General features: G+C 66.1%; 17 protein-coding genes. 6 read left to right on the forward strand and 11 right to left on the reverse strand.

Annotated features, from left to right (window positions below):
* Positions 1-654 precede the first annotated feature (654 nt).
* From rplI to rpsF, 4 genes are all read right to left on the reverse strand, one after another.
* Positions 655-1,107, reverse strand: coding sequence for a 50S ribosomal protein L9 (gene rplI / locus BJ987_RS06240; RefSeq protein ID WP_209885535.1), 453 nt, complete (start codon positions 1,105-1,107; stop codon positions 655-657).
* A gap of 17 nt (positions 1,108-1,124) precedes the next feature.
* Entirely contained in the window at positions 1,125-1,376 is a 252-nt protein-coding gene (gene rpsR, locus BJ987_RS06245; protein WP_209885537.1) for a 30S ribosomal protein S18, read from the reverse strand.
* Between the two features lie 47 nt (positions 1,377-1,423).
* The gene (locus BJ987_RS06250; RefSeq protein WP_209885539.1) at positions 1,424-1,981 is read right to left on the reverse strand and encodes a single-stranded DNA-binding protein; all 558 of its coding nucleotides are present in this window, start codon (positions 1,979-1,981) and stop codon (positions 1,424-1,426) included.
* Between the two features lie 85 nt (positions 1,982-2,066).
* Positions 2,067-2,354, reverse strand: coding sequence for a 30S ribosomal protein S6 (gene rpsF / locus BJ987_RS06255; protein ID WP_209885541.1), 288 nt, complete (start codon positions 2,352-2,354; stop codon positions 2,067-2,069).
* A gap of 356 nt (positions 2,355-2,710) precedes the next feature.
* On the opposite strand from rpsF, the gene BJ987_RS06260 reads away from it, so the two are divergent.
* Complete coding sequence (locus BJ987_RS06260; protein WP_245366605.1) at positions 2,711-3,991, forward strand: glycosyltransferase family protein; 1,281 nt, start codon at positions 2,711-2,713, stop codon at positions 3,989-3,991.
* Positions 3,992-4,027: 36 nt separating this feature from the next.
* Positions 4,028-4,990: a DUF389 domain-containing protein gene (locus BJ987_RS06265; protein ID WP_209885543.1), complete on the forward strand. Its 963-nt coding sequence runs from the start codon at positions 4,028-4,030 to the stop codon at positions 4,988-4,990.
* A 62-nt stretch (positions 4,991-5,052) separates the two neighbouring features.
* Here BJ987_RS06265 and BJ987_RS06270 read toward each other — a convergent pair whose 3' ends face one another.
* Positions 5,053-6,171: a DUF475 domain-containing protein gene (locus BJ987_RS06270; protein ID WP_209885545.1), complete on the reverse strand. Its 1,119-nt coding sequence runs from the start codon at positions 6,169-6,171 to the stop codon at positions 5,053-5,055.
* A gap of 173 nt (positions 6,172-6,344) precedes the next feature.
* The gene (locus tag BJ987_RS06275; protein ID WP_209885547.1) at positions 6,345-6,920 is read right to left on the reverse strand and encodes a TerD family protein; all 576 of its coding nucleotides are present in this window, start codon (positions 6,918-6,920) and stop codon (positions 6,345-6,347) included.
* Between the two features lie 143 nt (positions 6,921-7,063).
* Here BJ987_RS06275 and BJ987_RS06280 point away from each other — a divergent pair, with 143 nt between their 5' ends.
* The 4 genes from BJ987_RS06280 to BJ987_RS06295 are packed head-to-tail and all read left to right on the forward strand — an operon-like array spanning position 7,064 to position 13,018.
* On the forward strand, positions 7,064-8,299 hold the full coding sequence (locus tag BJ987_RS06280) for a hypothetical protein (protein ID WP_307869516.1): 1,236 nt from the start codon (positions 7,064-7,066) through the stop codon (positions 8,297-8,299).
* Between the two features lie 19 nt (positions 8,300-8,318).
* Entirely contained in the window at positions 8,319-9,530 is a 1,212-nt protein-coding gene (locus tag BJ987_RS06285) for an HpcH/HpaI aldolase/citrate lyase family protein (RefSeq protein WP_209885549.1), read from the forward strand.
* Positions 9,527-12,172 (forward strand): phosphoribosyltransferase, encoded by a 2,646-nt coding sequence (locus BJ987_RS06290; RefSeq protein ID WP_209885551.1) that lies wholly within the window; start codon positions 9,527-9,529, stop codon positions 12,170-12,172. The genes BJ987_RS06285 and BJ987_RS06290 overlap by 4 nt, the downstream gene beginning before the upstream one ends.
* A gap of 57 nt (positions 12,173-12,229) precedes the next feature.
* Entirely contained in the window at positions 12,230-13,018 is a 789-nt protein-coding gene (locus BJ987_RS06295) for an HAD family hydrolase (protein WP_245365841.1), read from the forward strand.
* A gap of 8 nt (positions 13,019-13,026) precedes the next feature.
* Here the strand turns inward: BJ987_RS06295 and BJ987_RS06300 are convergent, their stop codons facing one another.
* From BJ987_RS06300 to BJ987_RS06320, 5 genes are all read right to left on the reverse strand, one after another.
* The gene (locus tag BJ987_RS06300; RefSeq protein WP_209885555.1) at positions 13,027-13,440 is read right to left on the reverse strand and encodes a hypothetical protein; all 414 of its coding nucleotides are present in this window, start codon (positions 13,438-13,440) and stop codon (positions 13,027-13,029) included.
* 89 nt (positions 13,441-13,529) lie between these two features.
* Entirely contained in the window at positions 13,530-14,576 is a 1,047-nt protein-coding gene (locus tag BJ987_RS06305; protein ID WP_209885557.1) for an alpha/beta hydrolase, read from the reverse strand.
* 109 nt (positions 14,577-14,685) lie between these two features.
* The gene (locus BJ987_RS06310) at positions 14,686-15,447 is read right to left on the reverse strand and encodes an AIM24 family protein (protein WP_209885559.1); all 762 of its coding nucleotides are present in this window, start codon (positions 15,445-15,447) and stop codon (positions 14,686-14,688) included.
* Positions 15,448-15,450: 3 nt separating this feature from the next.
* Positions 15,451-16,149, reverse strand: a complete 699-nt coding sequence (locus BJ987_RS06315; RefSeq protein ID WP_209885561.1) for an AIM24 family protein — start codon at positions 16,147-16,149, stop codon at positions 15,451-15,453.
* Between the two features lie 8 nt (positions 16,150-16,157).
* A complete protein-coding gene (locus tag BJ987_RS06320; RefSeq protein ID WP_209885563.1) occupies positions 16,158-16,781 on the reverse strand; it encodes an AIM24 family protein in 624 nt (207 codons plus the stop codon).
* Positions 16,782-16,854 lie beyond the last annotated feature (73 nt).

Consider the following 16,854-nt stretch of genomic DNA (forward strand, 5'->3'; position numbering starts at 1 on the left):
CCCTCGACCGTCGCAGGAGCGGAGCCTGCGTAGCGACCACGAGGTGCTGTCACACTATCGATGAGTTGTTCTACTCCCGGGTACCGACACGTTCGCCGAGCGCCCCACGCCATCAGGCGCTTTCGATGAGGCTATCGGGCAGGGTGCCAGCAAACCGTTGCGGCACGGACGAACCGATCTTCGTTCCCGGTGCAGCGACGAACTTAGGCGACAGTACGGCGGGTCGCCAAACCGCCCTGTGTACACAATTGTGGATAACTTGGGGAGTGTTCCCCTCACCGTGTGCAGCCGCTGTGGACTACCTGGGGAAAACCCAGGTCACATCGCGAGAATGTGCAGATAGATATTCATTTCCTGAGCTATCTACATGTGGATTAATACAGTCACGGCGTGTCGGTCGAGATGAACAACCGGGCGTGTTGGGTTAACGGCAGATGTGGAGAAGGATGCCGCGCCTCACATTGCGATCGGTCGGTTTCCTAGTAATCCACAGGCCGAATAACCGGTGGTAGAGCGCGGACCGGAATTCGCCGGTGATGCACCCGAGCTCTGCTCGCCAGGAATGGCAAATATGCGGCTATCGATGATTCGCACCGCAGCCGCGCAGCCGAAGACCACCCTCGCGCGAACACGAGGGTGGTCTTCGAACCGGTATCAGTTGGCCGCGACCTGCAGGTCGAACTTGGCCACCACGTCGGGGTGCAGGTGCACCACGACGCCGTGCTTGCCAACGCTCTTGATGTGCGACTTCGGCAGCTCGATGCTGCGCTTGTCGACCACCGGGCCGCCGGCGGCCTTGATGGCCGCGGCGACATCCGCCTGGGTGACCGAACCGAAGAGCTTGCCGGTGCCGGCCGTCTTCACGCTCAGCGAGACCGACTCCAGGCCCTCGATGGCCTGCTTCAGCTCGTTGGCATGATCCAGGTCGCGCACCTTACGGGCGTCCTGCGCCCGGCGGATGCCCTCGACCTGCTTCTCGGCGCCACGGCTGGCCACGATGGCCAGGCCGCGCGGCAGCAGGAAGTTACGGCCGTAGCCGTCCTTGACCTCGACCGTGTCGCCGGGCGCACCGAGGTTGTCCACATCAGCAGTAAGAATGAGCTTCATCGCGATGCTTCCCTTTCTCAGCGAGCCGTGGAGACGTAAGGCAGCAGGGCCACCTCACGGCTGTTCTTGACGGCAACGGCGACATCGCGCTGGTGCTGCACGCAGTTACCGGTGACCCGGCGAGCGCGGATCTTGCCGCGATCACTGACGTACTTACGCAGCAGCGTGGTGTCTTTGTAGTCGATCTTGACGGTGCCGGACTTGGCTTCCTTGCAGAAAGTGCAAGCCTTCTTCTTCAGCACCTTTTCGCGCGCGGGCGCTTTAGGCATGGTTTTACTCCGTTGGTTATCGGGCCCGAAGCCCATGTATGCCGTTCTTAGAACGGCGGTTCGTCATCAACGCGGCCGCCGCCCCCGAAGGAGCCGGCCGCGGGCGCACTGCCCCAGGGGTCGTCCTCGGCGCCGCCGGAACGACCGCCACCACCACCGGAACCGGAGGAGGACGCGGCGAAGTTGTTGCCCCCGCCGCCGCCACTGCCGCCGCCGAAGCCGCCTCCGCCGCCACCACCGCGATTGGCCTTGTTGACCTTCGCGGTGGCATAGCGCAGCGAGGGACCGACCTCGTCGACCTCGAGTTCGACGACCGTGCGCTTCTCACCCTCGCGGGTTTCGTAGGAGCGCTGCTTCAGTCGTCCGCTCACGATTACGCGCGAGCCTCGGGTCAGCGATTCGGCGACATTTTCCGCAGCTTCGCGCCAGATGTTGCAGCGCAGGAAAAGCGCTTCGCCGTCTTTCCATTCATTCGAATTACGGTCGAACACACGGGGAGTCGACGCGACGGTGAAATTGGCCACCGCCGCCCCCGCGGGCGTGAATCGAAGCTCGGGGTCAGCCGTCAAGTTTCCGATGACGGTGATGACCGTGTCGCCTGCCATGTGGTTCCTCCTGCTCGGTGTGCAGTCCGCCTTGCACTCGCTTTGCGCTAGAGCCTAGGCATAGGCACCGACGCAATCGAGGGGGTCACTTGCCGTGGCGCAGAACCTTGGTGCGCAGCACCGACTCGTTCAGACCCAGCTGGCGGTCGAGCTCGCTCACCGTGGCGGGGGTGGCGGTCAGATCGACCACCGCGTAGATGCCTTCGGCCTGCTTGGAGATTTCATAGGCGAGCCGGCGACGGCCCCAGATGTCGACCTTGTCGACCTTGCCGCCTTCGGTCTTGACGACGTTCAGCATGTTGTCCAGTGTCGGACTAACAGTGCGCTCGTCCAGGCTCGGGTCGAGGATAACCATCACTTCGTAATGACGCACGGACCAATCACCTCCTGTGGGCTAAGTCGGCCACGGACGTTCCGTGGCAGGAGGGTCGTTGCGTCAGCAACCCGACAAGGCTACATGAAGCCCAGGTCAACCTCGAAATCGATCTGACGGGTCTGTGGGGGAAGCGTTCGCGGCCGGAGGCACCTAGGGTGGTGCGCATGTCGACCGGACCGGCTGTGAGCGACCTGGTTTCGGACCGCGAGCCCTCGTGGTCTGTCCCGTCGCGCGGTCCCGAGACGGATGCGGAGGGGGTCGAGGGCGCCCGGTTGCGCGCGGCGACGGCTCGTCGTTTCCCCCGGCTATCCCGCCGTACTGCCCTGGTCACGGTTACTTTCCTGCTCTGCGCGATGACCTTGGCCCTGGCCTACGCGAACAAGGCGCGGTGCGCGGGCGCGCCGTTCTACAGCGACGGTCGCAGCACTTCCTTCGACGTCGTCAAGGATTCCGACGTCTGCTATTCCGACATCCAGTTCCTCTGGCTCGGCCGCGAAATCGATCAGCATGTCTTTCCCTATATCCACGGCGGTATCACCGCCGATGGCGGGTTGACCGGTGGCGCGGTCGAATATCCGGTGCTCAGCGGCCTGCTGATGTGGCTGGGCGGCATCGGCGCGGACAACGACGCCGAATTCCTGCTGCACTCGGCGCTGCTGCTGGCCCCGTTCGCGCTGCTGACGGCGGTATTGCTGGTGCTGCTGGCCGGGCGCACCGCGCTGTTGTGGGCGGCGGGCCCGCCACTGGTGCTCTACGGCTTCCACAACTGGGAGTTGCCGGTCGTGTGCACGGCCGTGGCCGCGGTGTACGTCGTGATCTCGACCAGGTATTCGGTGCGCACCCGAGGGGTGCTGGCCGCGATCCTGCTCGGTCTCGGGTTCTGTCTGAAGGTCTATCCGGGGATCTTCGTCCTCCCGTTGCTGGCTTTCGTGCTGACCAGCGACCGGAAGGGCAGGGGCTTGGACGTGCGCGGCGCGATGCTGACCTTGGGCGCGGCGGTCGGCACGGTCGTCGCGGTGAACCTGCCGTTCTTGCTGGCCGGCTACGAGGGCTGGCGCGCGTCGATCACGTTCCAGCAGATGCGCACGGCCGATATCACCACCAATTCCATTTGGTACTGGGGTCTGCGCAGGCTGTTCGGCGCGGACTACGCGAGCGAGGTCTCCTTCCAGCAGTTGGTGTCGTTCGCCTCGCCGACGCTGATGCTCGCCGCGTTCGCGGTGGCGTTGTGGCTGGGCTGGAAGCGCTGTCAGGAGACCGGCGTTTATCCCTGGGTCGGTGTCAGCGGAGCCATGCTCTGCGGATTCATGCTGCTACACAAGGTTCATTCACCGCAGTACACGCTGTGGTTGCTGCCGTTCCTGGTGCTGCTCGAGGTGCCGTGGCCGGTGATCGGCGCTTACCTGCTGGCCGACGCCGCGATCGGGATCGGTGTCTTCCGCTACTTCCATGCCCTCGCCACCGGCCGATGGGTGGAGATCTCGGAAAGTGTCGTGCAGTTCGGGGTGTGGGGGCGCGCGATCCTGTTGGGCCTGTTGTTCTTCCTGTTCCTGCGCTCCGGTCTGCGTGGGGCCCGGCCGGAGCCGCCCGCCGTGCCGCGGTACGCGCCCGGCACGCTGGTGCCCGCCGGTTAGCCGGTGGCGCAGGCGAACTCGCGGCACACTGGGTGAATGTTGCACATCCGGGTCAACGCGCCGGCCGCGATGACCGATGCAGTGATCAAGATCTTCGACGAGGACGACGCCGTCACCGGACTGTCGGTACTTCGTGGCGCATCGGTGAAACCGCCCGGTGATCTGGTGCTCGCCGATGTTGCCCGGGAGGCGGGCAATGACGTGATCACTCGTTTACGCGAGCTCGGCGTGCACCGCGAGGGCACCGTCGAGGTCGACGCGGTGCGAACCTGGCTCTCCCGCAGCGGTTTCGACGCCGAGGTCCGCACGCCGGGCAGTAGCTCCGACGCGGTGGTGTGGGCCGATGTGGCCCAGCGCTCGTACGAGGAAACCGAGCTGAACTGGACCTACCTGAGTTTCATGACCCTGGCTACCGTGATCGCCTCGATCGCGATAGTCCTGGATTCGCAGGTGTTGTTGATCGGCGCGATGGTGCTCGGCCCCGAATTCGGCGCCATCGCCGCGCTGGGGGTCGCCCTGGTGCGCCGGCGCTTCACGCTGTTGGGCCTGGCGTTGCGGACCCTGCTGATCGGGTTCGCCGTCTCGATCACCGTCACCTTCGTGCTGGCGCTCATCGGGCGCGGATTGGGTTGGATCACCGTCGATGACGTGATCGGCCCGCGCCCGAGTACAGCGTTCATCTACACGCCCGACAAGTGGTCGTTCATCGTCGCGGTGGTGGCGGCGATGGCGGGTGTGCTGGCACTGACGTCAGCCAAGGCGACCGGCATGGCCGGTGTCTTCATCTCGGTGACCACCGTGCCCGCTTCCGGCAATATCGCCCTGGGCGCGGTTTTCGGTGTAAGCGAGGCGGTGTGGGGGTCGAGCTTGCAACTGGTGGTGAATCTGACCGGTATGGCGGTCGCGGGCTGGGCCACCTTGGCGTTCCAGCAGGCCGTCTGGCATCGAATGTCGCTGCGCCGCGCGAAAGCCCTGCACAAGCCGTACCGCATGCTGTGACAACGCCGAACGGCCCCTCCCGGAGGAGGGGCCGTTCGTTTGCGTCAGTGCGAATCCGAGCTTCAGCCGACCGGGGTCGCCGACTTCTCCAGCTCGACCTCCGGGGCGTCGTCCCCGCCGTTGCGCTTGTTGCGAATGATGCTGGACAGGAACGCCGCACCGATCAGCGCGATGCCGATGAAACCGGTGACGAGCTCCGGAACGTGCACCTTGATGGAGATGAACAGGATGATCGCCAGGGCGCCGATGGCCCAGTGCGCGCCGTGCTCCAGGAACACGTACTCACCGAGGGTGCCCTTGCGCACCAGGTACACCGTGATGGACCGGACGAACATGGCGCCGATCAGGCCCAGGCCCAGCGCGATGATGATCGGGTCGGAGGTGATGGCGAAGGCGCCGATGACACCGTCGAAGGAGAACGAGGCGTCGAGCACTTCCAGGTACAGGAACAGGAAGAACGCGGCCTTACCGGTCGCCTTGACCAGCTTGGACGGGCCGCCCTCGTGTTCTTCGGTGAGTTGCTCGGTGTGGAACAGGGAGCCGAGCCCGTCGACCGCGATGTAGATCACCATGCCGAGCAGACCCGCGAGCAGGACGGTGGACCGGTCCTCGTCGGCGGTGAGGAACTCGGCGGTGAGGATCAGGGCGATGCCGGCCACGACGACCGCGACCATGTCGAGCTTGCCGACCTTGGCCAGCGGGCGCTCCAGCCAGCCGAGCCAGGTGATCTCCCGCTCTTCGAAGATGAAGTTCAGGAACAGCATCAGCAGGAACATGCCGCCGAACGCTGCGATCGTCGGATGCGCGTCGGTGAGCAGTTTCTCGTAGCTGGGGCTGCCGTCGGGGAAGGTGAGGGCGCCGTCGGCGGGGGGGTTCAACGCGAGGTCGAAGGCACGCTGGGGATCGAGTCCGGCGGTGACCCAGACGATCGCCAGCGGGAAGACCAGGCGCATACCGAAGACGGCGATGAGCACGCCGATGGTAAGGAAGATCTTCTGCCAGAATTCGCTCATCCGCTCGAGGATGGTGGCGTTGATAACGGCGTTGTCGAAGGACAGGGACACCTCGAGGACACCGAGGATGGCACAGAGGATGAACGCCTCGGGGCCGCCGTACAGGAAGGCCGCGATCAGCGATACCACCGTGACGGCGATGGAGAGTCCGTATATGCGCAGGACCACTGGGGGACCTTTCGTGTTATGTCAGATGAGAACGAATAGCGGGGTCTTTTCAGCGTGGTCGCTGACGCGCTGGATGTCCAACTGCCGCCCCCCTTATTTGCACGCCACTGATCATGGCTTGCACATACGAGGAGGGGGCTCGGCGGCGAGCCCCCTCTTCGTTCGCGCTGTCTTTAGACGTTGACGCCGTAGTCGCGAGCGATACCGGCCAGGCCGGCGGCGTAGCCCTGACCGATGGCGCGGAACTTCCACTCGGCGCCGTTGCGGTACAGCTCACCGAAGACCATGGCGGTCTCGGTGGAGGCATCCTCGGAGAGGTCGTAGCGGGCCAGCTCTTCACCGTTGTCGCGGTTCACGACGCGGATGTAGGCGTTGCGGACCTGGCCGAACGACTGCTGCCGAGTCTCGGCGTCGTAGATCGAGACCGGGAAGAAGATGGACTCGATGGTCGGCGGGGTGCCGGCCAGGTCGACGTTGATGACCTCGTCGTCGCCCTCACCTTCACCGGTCTTGTTGTCACCCGCGTGCTCGATCGCGCCCTCGGGAGACTTCAGGTTGTTGAAGAACACGAAGTGCTGGTCCGAGACGACCTTCTTGTCGGCGCCGGTCGCGATGGCGCTGGCGTCGAGGTCGAAGTCGGTGCCGGTGGTGGTCCGAACATCCCATCCGAGGCCGACGGCCACCTTGGTGAGGCCAGGCGCCGCCTTGCTCAGCGAGACATTTCCGCCCTTGGACAAACTGACACCCATGCGGGAATCCCTTTCGATAGTCCGTCTAGTGGTTCCCAGCATGTCCGAATAGCCGGGTACGTCAACGACAGTAGTAGGTTTCGCCGGACTTGCGTAGGAACTGGATACGGCGGTCGTTCCTGAACACCGCATACGATCGGGGCGTGGCAGGCCGTAGGCGTGGTTGGTTCCGGCCATCCGAGAGCAATGAGTGGATCGAGGCCGCCCGCGCGCGGTTGGCCGAGGCGTTCCTGGAGATGGATCGGCGCCAGAGCGCGGCCGAGGCGGCAGTGCACGCCGCCGACCAGATCTACCCCGAGCGGGGGCACGCGGCGGGGTGGGAGCCGGTACGCGCCCGTTGCTATGCGGCCGCCGGCGCGTACCTGAGTTTGACCGAGGAACTGGAGAAGGCCGAACGGGAGAAGTCGCCGTTCCCGCAGGGGCAGCAGCGGGCCGATACCGTGACCCGGCAGCTGGTCGAGGCGACCCGCGGGGTGGACGAGTTCTATCGCGGGAATCAATCCCAGCTCGAGCAGGCGCTCGCGGTGCTGGGGTCGGTGCCGCAGCTGGCGCAGCAGGTGAAGCTCGCCGCCGCGCAGGTGCGCGGCGAGGCGGTCGCGAGCGAGTTCGCCGGGTATCCGTCGGTGCGTGCCCGGTCGGCGGCCGTCGATGAGGCTCTCATCACAGTGGAGGCGGCCGAACTGGAGGCCGCCGGCGGCGGGCGCGGTGCGGCCGCGAAAGTGCGCACGGCGGCCACCCGCCTGGAGGCAGCTACCGCAGAATTGGCAGATGCGTTGGCGCAGGCCCCATCTCGACTCGGAGCCGCGCGCACCGCGATCACCTCGGTGAATACCAGGTTATCGGCGGTGCGGACCCGTGCGGAGCGACTCGATCCCGCGTACTCGGCATTGCTGCGTGAGTTCAATGCTGCAAGTTCGGCGGATCTAGCGAACAATGGGCGCGAGAGCCAGCGAGACATGGACGCTGCTGCCGCCGCCTTGGAGCAGGCGCGGGCGGCAATGGCCGACAACAACCCGGAGTTAGCCCTTGAACTGACCGCTACCGCGCGGGGGAACCTCGCCGAGGCCGAACGCCAGGTCGACGCCGTCACCAAACGACTCGCTCTGCTGCGTGCGGTCCGTACGGATCCCCAAGACAAGGTGAAGGCCGTACGCTTCCGGCTGCGGGACGCGCAAATGCTCGCGGTCAGGCTCGGGCTCGTCGCCGAGTGGGGATCTGTGCTCGACGCGCAGGTGGACCGGATCGACCGAATAACCGAATCACTTACGGGGCGACACCCCGATTACTGGGCCTATGTGACGGAACTGGATGCCGTCACCGAATTCATAGCCGGTGTGGTGGATCGAATGAGAAAACAAGCAGGAAATCAACGAGAATGAGGTTGGGGATGGGGCACCGATGACCGCTGGCATCGCCGTCCAGCAGGAGGTATCCCTGCGGAAGCGTTTGCCGCTGCGCCATTTTCGGCAGCTGCACGGACCGGATGTACGACATCTGTTTCATCGGCCGCCGGAACCGTTCGGCGCCAGCACGGATCGGGAAATGCTCGCAATCGCTTTGGGGGCAACGCTTTACGCGCCCGCGACGCGTCCGGACCTGACCGAGACGATTCGAAAACGGGCCGCGCGCGGCGTGTGCTCGATGGTGATCGATCTCGAGGACGCGGTCGCCGATCACGAGGTGGAAGACGCCAAGCGTCAAGCGGTCGCGTCTCTGAACCTGCTGGCCGAGAGCATGGAGCCGAATCCGCTGGTGTTCGTGCGGGTCCGCGACGCCGACACCGTCGGCGAGATCGCGCACCAGCTCGGCGCGGGCGCCGCGGTGCTGACCGGATTCGTCTTCCCCAAGTTCGACAGCTCCACCGGCGCGAAATATCTCGATGCCCTGGAGGCGGCGGCCGAGCGGCTGCAACGGCCGGTGTACGGAATGCCGGTGCTGGAATCGAAGGCGTTGGTGCACCGGCAGACCCGGGATCAGGAGCTGACCGAGATCGCCGCGCTGCTGGACGAGCATCGGGAGCGGGTGCTCGCGGTGCGCGTCGGCGCCACCGACATGTGCTCGACCTTCGGCATCCGCCGCGACCGCGACCTCACCATCTACGACGTGCGAGTCGTCGCCGACGTGATCGCCGACATCGTGAACTACCTGGGCCGCGCCGACGGTAGCGGGTTCGTCATCACCGGGCCGGTGTGGGAGTACTTCGCCGACCACGAGCGCATGTTCCGGCCGCTGTTGCGCACCGCGCCGTTCGAGGAATCCGACGCGGTGCCGTTCCGGCAGTACCTGGTGAGCCGGGATCTGGACGGGCTGCTGCGGGAGATCACCCTGGATCGGGCCAATGGCATGCAGGGCAAGACGGTCATCCATCCGTCGCATGTGGCCGCGGTGCACGCTCTGTCGGTGGTCAGTCACGAGGAGTACTCCGACGCGCTGGACATCCTGCAGGTGGAGGTCGGCGGGGTCGCGGCCTCGGAGTACCGCAACAAGATGAACGAGATGCGCCCGCATCGCAGTTGGGCGCATCAGACGCTGCTGCGGGCGCGGGTGTTCGGAGTGGCGAACAAGGGAGTGTCGTTCGTGGATCTGCTGACCGCTCTGGTGAAGGTATGAGCGCGCTACCTTGGGCCACCAGGGAACTCGGCCTCGAACTGCGGCATCAGCAAGGGCACAGCACCGAATCGTCCATCCCGGCGCTCATCCAGCCCGGCCTGCGGCGGGGGAACCCACGGCGAGCGCATCTGCTGGTGTCGACGGTGCTCGGTAAACACCTGCCGACCGATCCGCGCGTGGTGCTCGATGCCGGTGACCGGCTGGGTGACCTGGTGCGCGCCGCGGTGGGGGAGCAGGACGTGGTCGTCCTCGGATTCGCCGAAACCGCAACGGGTCTCGGTCATATCGTGGCCGCGCGCATCGGCGCGGGCTGCTACCTGCACTCGACTCGCCGGGAGGTGGCCGAGGCGGAGACGCTGACCGGATTCGAGGAGGGCCATTCGCACGCCACCTCGCATCTGCTGCAACCGATGCCCGCCGCGATCTTCCTGAACGATCAGCCGCTGGTGCTGGTCGATGACGAGATCTCTACCGGCGCAACCGCTATCGACGCGGTGCGGGCGCTGCACGCGTTCGCTCCCCGCTCGCACTATTTGCTGGCCTCGCTGGTGGACATGCGCACCGAGGACGATCGCGTGGCCTTCGAGAAGGCGGCTGCCGAGCTGGGCGCGCGGATCGACACCGTCTGCCTGGCCGCCGGTCGCACTACGCTGCCCGAGGGGTTGATCGACGCGGTCACCGCGCTACCCGATTCACGGCTGAATCCCGTTGCCTCGCAGCGGGGATCGTTCAGCCGGATCGAATTGCCCTGGCCGTCCTCGGTTCCGGAGGGCGGGCGGCACGGCATCCTCAACTCCGACAGTGCGGCCTTCGACGCGGCGGTCGGCGCCGCCACCTCGGCATTGCGTGCGCGACTGGACGCCGAAGCCCCGGGCCGCCCCGCGATCGTGCTGGGCCACGAAGAACTGATGTATCTGCCGCTGCGATTGGCGTCGGCCCTCGCCGAATCCGGTGTGCCGACCAAATTCCAGACCACCACCCGCTCGCCCGCCTACGTGCTGGACGAGCCCGGCTACCCGCTGCGCCGCGGCTTCCGGTTCACCGCACCGGAATTCGACACCGAAGCACCGCGCTATCTGTACAACGCGCAGTGGAATGCGGATCCCGACGCGGAACCGCGGCCGATCACCGGGAGTTCGGAAACCGACTCGGCCGCCGTCTTGGTCGTGGTGATCGACAAGCCCGCCGACACCGCCGAGCTCGTCGGCGCGGGCGGGCTGGTGGACGTACTCACCGCGTCCGGAGCCGATGTCCTCGTCGCCGTGCTGCCGGGAGTTGACCCGCGTGAGCTGCACAACCAGCGCAAAGGTTCGGGGCCCGCACCCGCATCCCCGGCTCGGACCGCCGCAGCGGCTCGTGCTGCCGAGCAACACGGAACCGCGGAACTCACCCGTCCGGCCGACAACGGTGCCGATCTGGTTCCGAGCGACGCACGAACCGGCAGCGCCGCGAGCCCAGACGATGAAGGACCGGCTGTGACTAGAGCGCACACCGCGTCGAGACCGGCGCTGGTTCTCCCGCCACCGCTGCACGGGCCGGAATTCGGATCGTATGCGGCCGAAGAGGTTTCGTGGCTGCTGAAGGATCTTTCCGAGGTGGATCTCGAGGCGGATGTGGCCGAGCGGGAACGGCGGATCCAGGCGGGTGCGGCGCATTACGCGGAGTCGCTGCCGATCGAATTCCAGCCCGACGCCGCTTACCGCGAGCTGTTCGACCAGGTGCTGGCCGAGAGCGCCGAGCGGCTGGCGCTGGCGGTGGGAACGGTCGCCGAACTCGTTGTGGCCGAACGTGGTGACGACATCGTGCTGGTGTCGCTGGCCCGAGCGGGTACCCCGATCGGCATCCTGATGAAGCGCTGGTTGAGATCCGGGCGGGGCGCGGAGCTACCGAGCCTGGATGTGCCGCACTACGCGGTCTCGATCGTGCGTGATCGGGGGATCGACGCGGTGGCCTTGGATTACCTTGCCCACCACCACGATCCGTCGACGATCGTGTTCGTCGACGGCTGGACCGGCAAGGGTGCGATCACGCACGAGTTGAACGAGGCATTGGCCGCCTACCACGCCGCGGGCGGCGCGCGGTTCAACGGTGAACTGGCGGTGCTGGCCGACCCCGGTCACTGTGTGCGCACCTATGGCACTCGCGACGACTTCCTCATCGCGTCGGCCTGCCTGAATTCCACGGTGTCCGGCCTGGTTTCGCGCACCGTACTGAACGACACCTTGATCGGGCCCGGTGATTTCCACGGTGCGAAGTTCTACCGCGAGCTGGCCGATGCCGATGTGTCGGGGCGGCTGCTCGACACCGTCAGCGCGGCGTTCGGCGTCGTCCGGGACCAGGTACCCGCCGCGGTGGCCGAGATCCAGGGCAGCGACCGCACGCCCACCTGGTCCGGGTGGGCCTCGGTGGAGAAGGTGCAGGCCGAGTACGGCATTACCAGTGTGAATTTCGTGAAACCCGGTGTCGGCGAGACGACTCGGGTGCTGTTGCGCCGGGTCCCGTGGCGGGTGCTGGTCCGCGAAGCGGACGCGCCCGAGCACGCGCACCTGCGCATGCTCGCTGGAGCGCGCGGCGTGCCGGTGGAAGTCGTTCCAGACCTTGCCTATTCGTGCATGGGATTGATCAAGGAAGTGCGCAAGTAAATGCTGTTCAGCAGGCCCCGAAGTCAGACTCTGGTAGCTACCGACCTCGATCGCACGATGATCTACTCGCGCAACGCCATGTCGCCCGGCGCGGAGGTGCCGACCGTGTGCGTGGAACACCTGGAGGGTGCGCCGCTGTCGTTCATGACCACGGCCGCGGCGCTGCGAATGCAGGCGCTCACCGAATCCGCCGCGGTCATCCCGACCACCACGCGCACCATCAAGCAGTTCCAGCGCATCCAATTGCCCGGCGCGCCTTGGCGCTACGCCATCACCAGCAACGGCGGCAACATCCTCGTCGATGGTGTACCCGATACGCGCTGGCGCACCGGTATCGACGCCAAGGTACGTGCGGGCGGCGCCACCCTGTCGGAGATCAACGCCGAATTGCGGGCCCGCGTCGACGACTCCTGGGTGAGCAAGTTCCGCGTCGCGGACGACCTGTTCACCTACCTGGTGGTGCAACCTCGCGAGGTGCCGGACGGTTTCCTCGCCGAATGGGACGCGTGGTGTCAGGCCCGGGGCTGGTCGGCTTCGCAGCAGGGTCGCAAGATCTACACGATGCCGCGAGCGGTCTGTAAGAGCATCGCGGTAGCGGAGGTCCGACGCCGATTGACCGAGTCCGGTGAACTCACCGAGGACGCGACCACGCTCGCCGCGGGCGACGGCGCGCTGGACGCTGAAATGCTGCGCGCCGCCGACGCGGCGATCCGTCCCCGCCATGGCGAACTGGAGCAGCTCGACTGGACCAGTCCGAACCTGACGATCACCCGGGCTTCCGGCATTCTGGCCGGCGAGGAGATCATCGACTGGCTGATCCAGGAGTCCCCGGCCCTGGCCGCCTGAGCGAGCGACTACTTCTGACCGAGAGCCGCGCTGCCGGATTCGATGAGCTCCTGCAGCGGGTTCCCGGCGCTCGTCGCGCCCACCTCGACGCTCTTGTTCAGTAGCTCGACGGCCGGCGTGTTCACCGTGCAGCTCTCGCCCTCGCCGACGTAGACGTGAATTCGCACCTGATACGTGCCGGCCTTGATGTTCGCCAGCACCGCCGACGGCTTCTCTGGCGTCAGCAGGACCTGCTGGATCATCTCGTCCAGCAGCACGGTTCCGGACCAGCACTTGTCGTCGGTGTTGTTGATCGAGACGGTGATGTTGTCCTTACCGCCCACCGCGTCGGCGGTGCGCGCGGCCGTGGCCGTGCCCGCGAACAGGGTGATCGCCGCGGCGGCGAGGGCGGTGGCTCCGGTGGCAAGCTTGAAAGTACGCATAGTTCCTTTCCGAGGGCCCCCTTCGCCAGCGATCATAGGACCATCCGACGATCTTGTCTGTACCGAAAATTGTTGCAAGAGAACAATTCTCAGCCGAACAAGCCCTTCTCCAGGGTCGGCCAGGAGGCCTTCAGATCGTTCTGCCAGTAACCCCAGGAGTGCGTGCCGCTGTCGCGATAGACGAAGGTGGCGGGGATACCCAGCTGGTTCAGGCGGTTGTTCATGTTCTGGTTGGACCAGTTCACGCCCGCTTCGATGATGCCGCCCAGCGCGACGGTTTGCGGGGTGTCCTCCGGCGCCTCCATGCGGAACTCGCCGCCCGGCTTGTCGTACTCACCCGGGATGCCGTTGCCGGTGGAGAAGAAGAGATGGGTGCCGCGCAGCTTCTCGGCGTTGACCAGCGGGTCGTTGGCCGCCCACAGCGGATTGTCCGGCGCACCCCACATGTTCTGGGTGTCGCCGCCGCCCCAGGTCTCCACGGTCAGTTTCACCATCTGCTGCCCGATCGGGTCGCTGACCTGCGCGATGCCGCTGTAGGTCGCGACGCTGCGGAACAGGCCCGGCTTCTGGATCGCGAAGTTGAGCACCGAGGTGCCCGTCATCGACAGCGCCGCGATGGCGTTGACGCCGTTGGTGCCGAGCGCGGCGTCGATCAGCGCGGGCATCTCCTCGGTGACGAAGGTCTGCCACTTGTTCACGCCGAGCACCGGGTCGGGCGCGATCCAGTCGGTGTAGAAGCTCCACGCCCCGCCGACGACCTGCACCACATTGATGTTCTTCTCGGCCAGGAACTCCAGCGCGTCGGTATTGCGCCGCCAGGACGCGTCGTCCATGCCGCCGCCGGCACCGTTGAACAGGTACAGCGTCGGGCGCGGGACCGAGGTGTCGGCCGGCCGCAGCACGTCTACCGACACGTTCTTGTTCATGGCTGTGGAAAAGATCTGCATCCGCACATTGCGGCTGTCCTTGGTCGCGACCTTGTCGACATAGGACCCGTCCGCCGATTTGAGCGCGGGTTTGACCACGCCGGGATTGGTGATCACCGGATCCGCCGCGGCCGGCGCCACTCCTACGCCGAGCGCGGCGGCCCCTAGTAGCGCCGCCAGCGCGATCCGCTTACCCCGGTGGTGCGACATGCACGCCTCACTTCTCATACCGCTACGACCGTCCGGTCCGACGATCGGATCGGCTCTCACCTTAGCGCCGCCGATCGCCGGACCCACCCCATGGAAATGGGGGCGACTGTCAGTACTGCTGCTGGCCCTGCAGTTGCTGCATGATCGTCGCCTGCAAACGCTGCAGCCCGCTGGGGCCGATGCCGCTCTGCAATTGCCCCTCGATGGTGCGCACGAGCATCGCGTCGTTCATCACCTTCTCGCTGGACTGGATCAGCACCGTCCCGGCCCCGGTGAAGTCGAACTGGCGCTCCTCCCCGGAGGTGACGCCCATCCGGGCCGCACCCGCGGCCAGGAAGCTGGTGATCCAGCGCTGGTCGTAGTGGTGGCTCGGCGACGGGCAATCCGCCCAGCCGACCAGCGATTCCGGGTCCACCCGCAGTGGCGGTTCGGCGAACATGACCGGCCCGTTGGAGGACGCGAGGAACTTTCCGGTGCCGATCAAGGTCAGGAATCCCGGCACGATGGACTGGTTCAGCGACAGCCCCGGCTCGAAGGCGAGCAGGTTGGCCGCGCGCACGGTGAGGTTGCCGTCCTCGAGGTCATAGGAATTGATGTTGTAGCCGCGGTCACCGATGATCAACTTGCCGTGGCCCTCGGCGATCACGTAGTCGCCGGTGAACAGCGGCGCCGAGAACTGCTGCGACACCATGTGCATCAGCCCGCCCTGCAGGCCGTGGGTGAGCATCTGGAATTGGATCTGCCCGTAGTAGGCGATCATCGCGCCCTTGCGGGTGAACCACGGCTTGTTCAGGTCGATGCAGTAGGCGTAGTCGTTTCCCGGGATGTTGTCGCTCTCACCGAGATTCATGGGGTTGAACACTTGAGCCATGGTTTACAACTTCTCCTCGGAGGCCTGCACGTACACGACACCTTGTCCGGCGCAATGCAATTGCATCGCCTCGCCGGAACCCTTGCCGACCGCGTCCCGCCAGCTGGCCGCCGACTTCAACTCGGTCTGCACATTGCCGTAGGCGGCGATGAACGCCTGCGGGTCGACCACGACCGGATTCGGCCCGCCCACTTGGAGTTCCAGGAATCCGCCGTGCGCGAGCAGCACCGCCGCGCCCTGCCCGGACAGTTGCGTGGTGAACATGCCCTGCCCGGTGAGCGCGCCGGTCGCGGCACCGCGCAGCGCGCCCATCAGGCCGCCGCCACCACCGCCGCCACCCGAACTCATCACGGAGACAATCGAACTCTGCAACGCGGCGGTATTCGCGAGCAGCCGCGAAGCCTCCACCCGCAGCACCGCGCCCGGCTGCATCTGCACCACATGCACTTCCAGCCCGGCGAATCCGTAGTGCACCTCGCCATTGCCCTGCGCGAGCATGGTGCGCTCGTGCTCACCGGCCATCATCCGGCCGGCCATGCGCATCAGGCCGCCACCGCCGCCCATCTGCTGGGCCCCCGGAATCTGGTGCGGCGCGAAGGAGACATCGCCGGTGTAGAACAGCATCGCGCCGTTGCGGGCGACCACGCCGCCCGCCATTCCGACGTTGACCTTGACGACCTTGCCGTTGACTTTCTCGAACATCGCTGCCCCTACCGTTCCGCCGGCTGGATCAAAACCACACCCTGGCCGTCCCAGCGGATCTGGAACGCCTCGCCGGCGTCCTGACCGACGACACTGCGCCAGGACACGTCGGTGATGAACGAGGACTGCACATTGCCCTGCGCGGCGACGAACGCGTCTGGATCGACGGTCAGCGGATACTGTGGCGACACCTCCAGATGGATCAGCGGCCCACCCGCCGACAGCAGCGCGACCTGCCCCTGCCCGGTGACCGTGGTGGTGAACAGGCCCTGCCCGCTCGACGCGCCGCTCACCCCCGCGAAGCGCACATCGGTGCGCAGATTCCCGGCGAACGCGAGCAGCTGCTGCGATTCCACCTGCAATGTCTCGTTGTTGAGGTTCACCACCGAGACGTCCTGGCCGTTCACGGCGAAGAAGACACGCCCGTGGCCCTGACATTCCATCAGCGAGAGCTTCTCGCCGGTCGCGCGGCGCTTCATCCCGGCGAGTACGCCCTCGCCGCCGCCGAAACCGGCGGATTTGAACTGCACGTTGCCTTCGTAGGCGATCATCGAGCCCGAGATCGCACGAATGCTGGTGCCGTTGAGATGAGCCTCGACGACCTTTTTCGATTGTTCCAACAGTTGCGCCATGTGGAGAGTTGCCTGCCTTCCGACCGCTTCGGGCGTCACCCTAACGGAAGTGTGGCGTTTGCTCCGGCGGGAG

Origin of the sequence: Nocardia goodfellowii, from assembly GCF_017875645.1 — a bacterium.
Classification (GTDB): Bacteria; Actinomycetota; Actinomycetes; order Mycobacteriales; family Mycobacteriaceae; genus Nocardia; species Nocardia goodfellowii.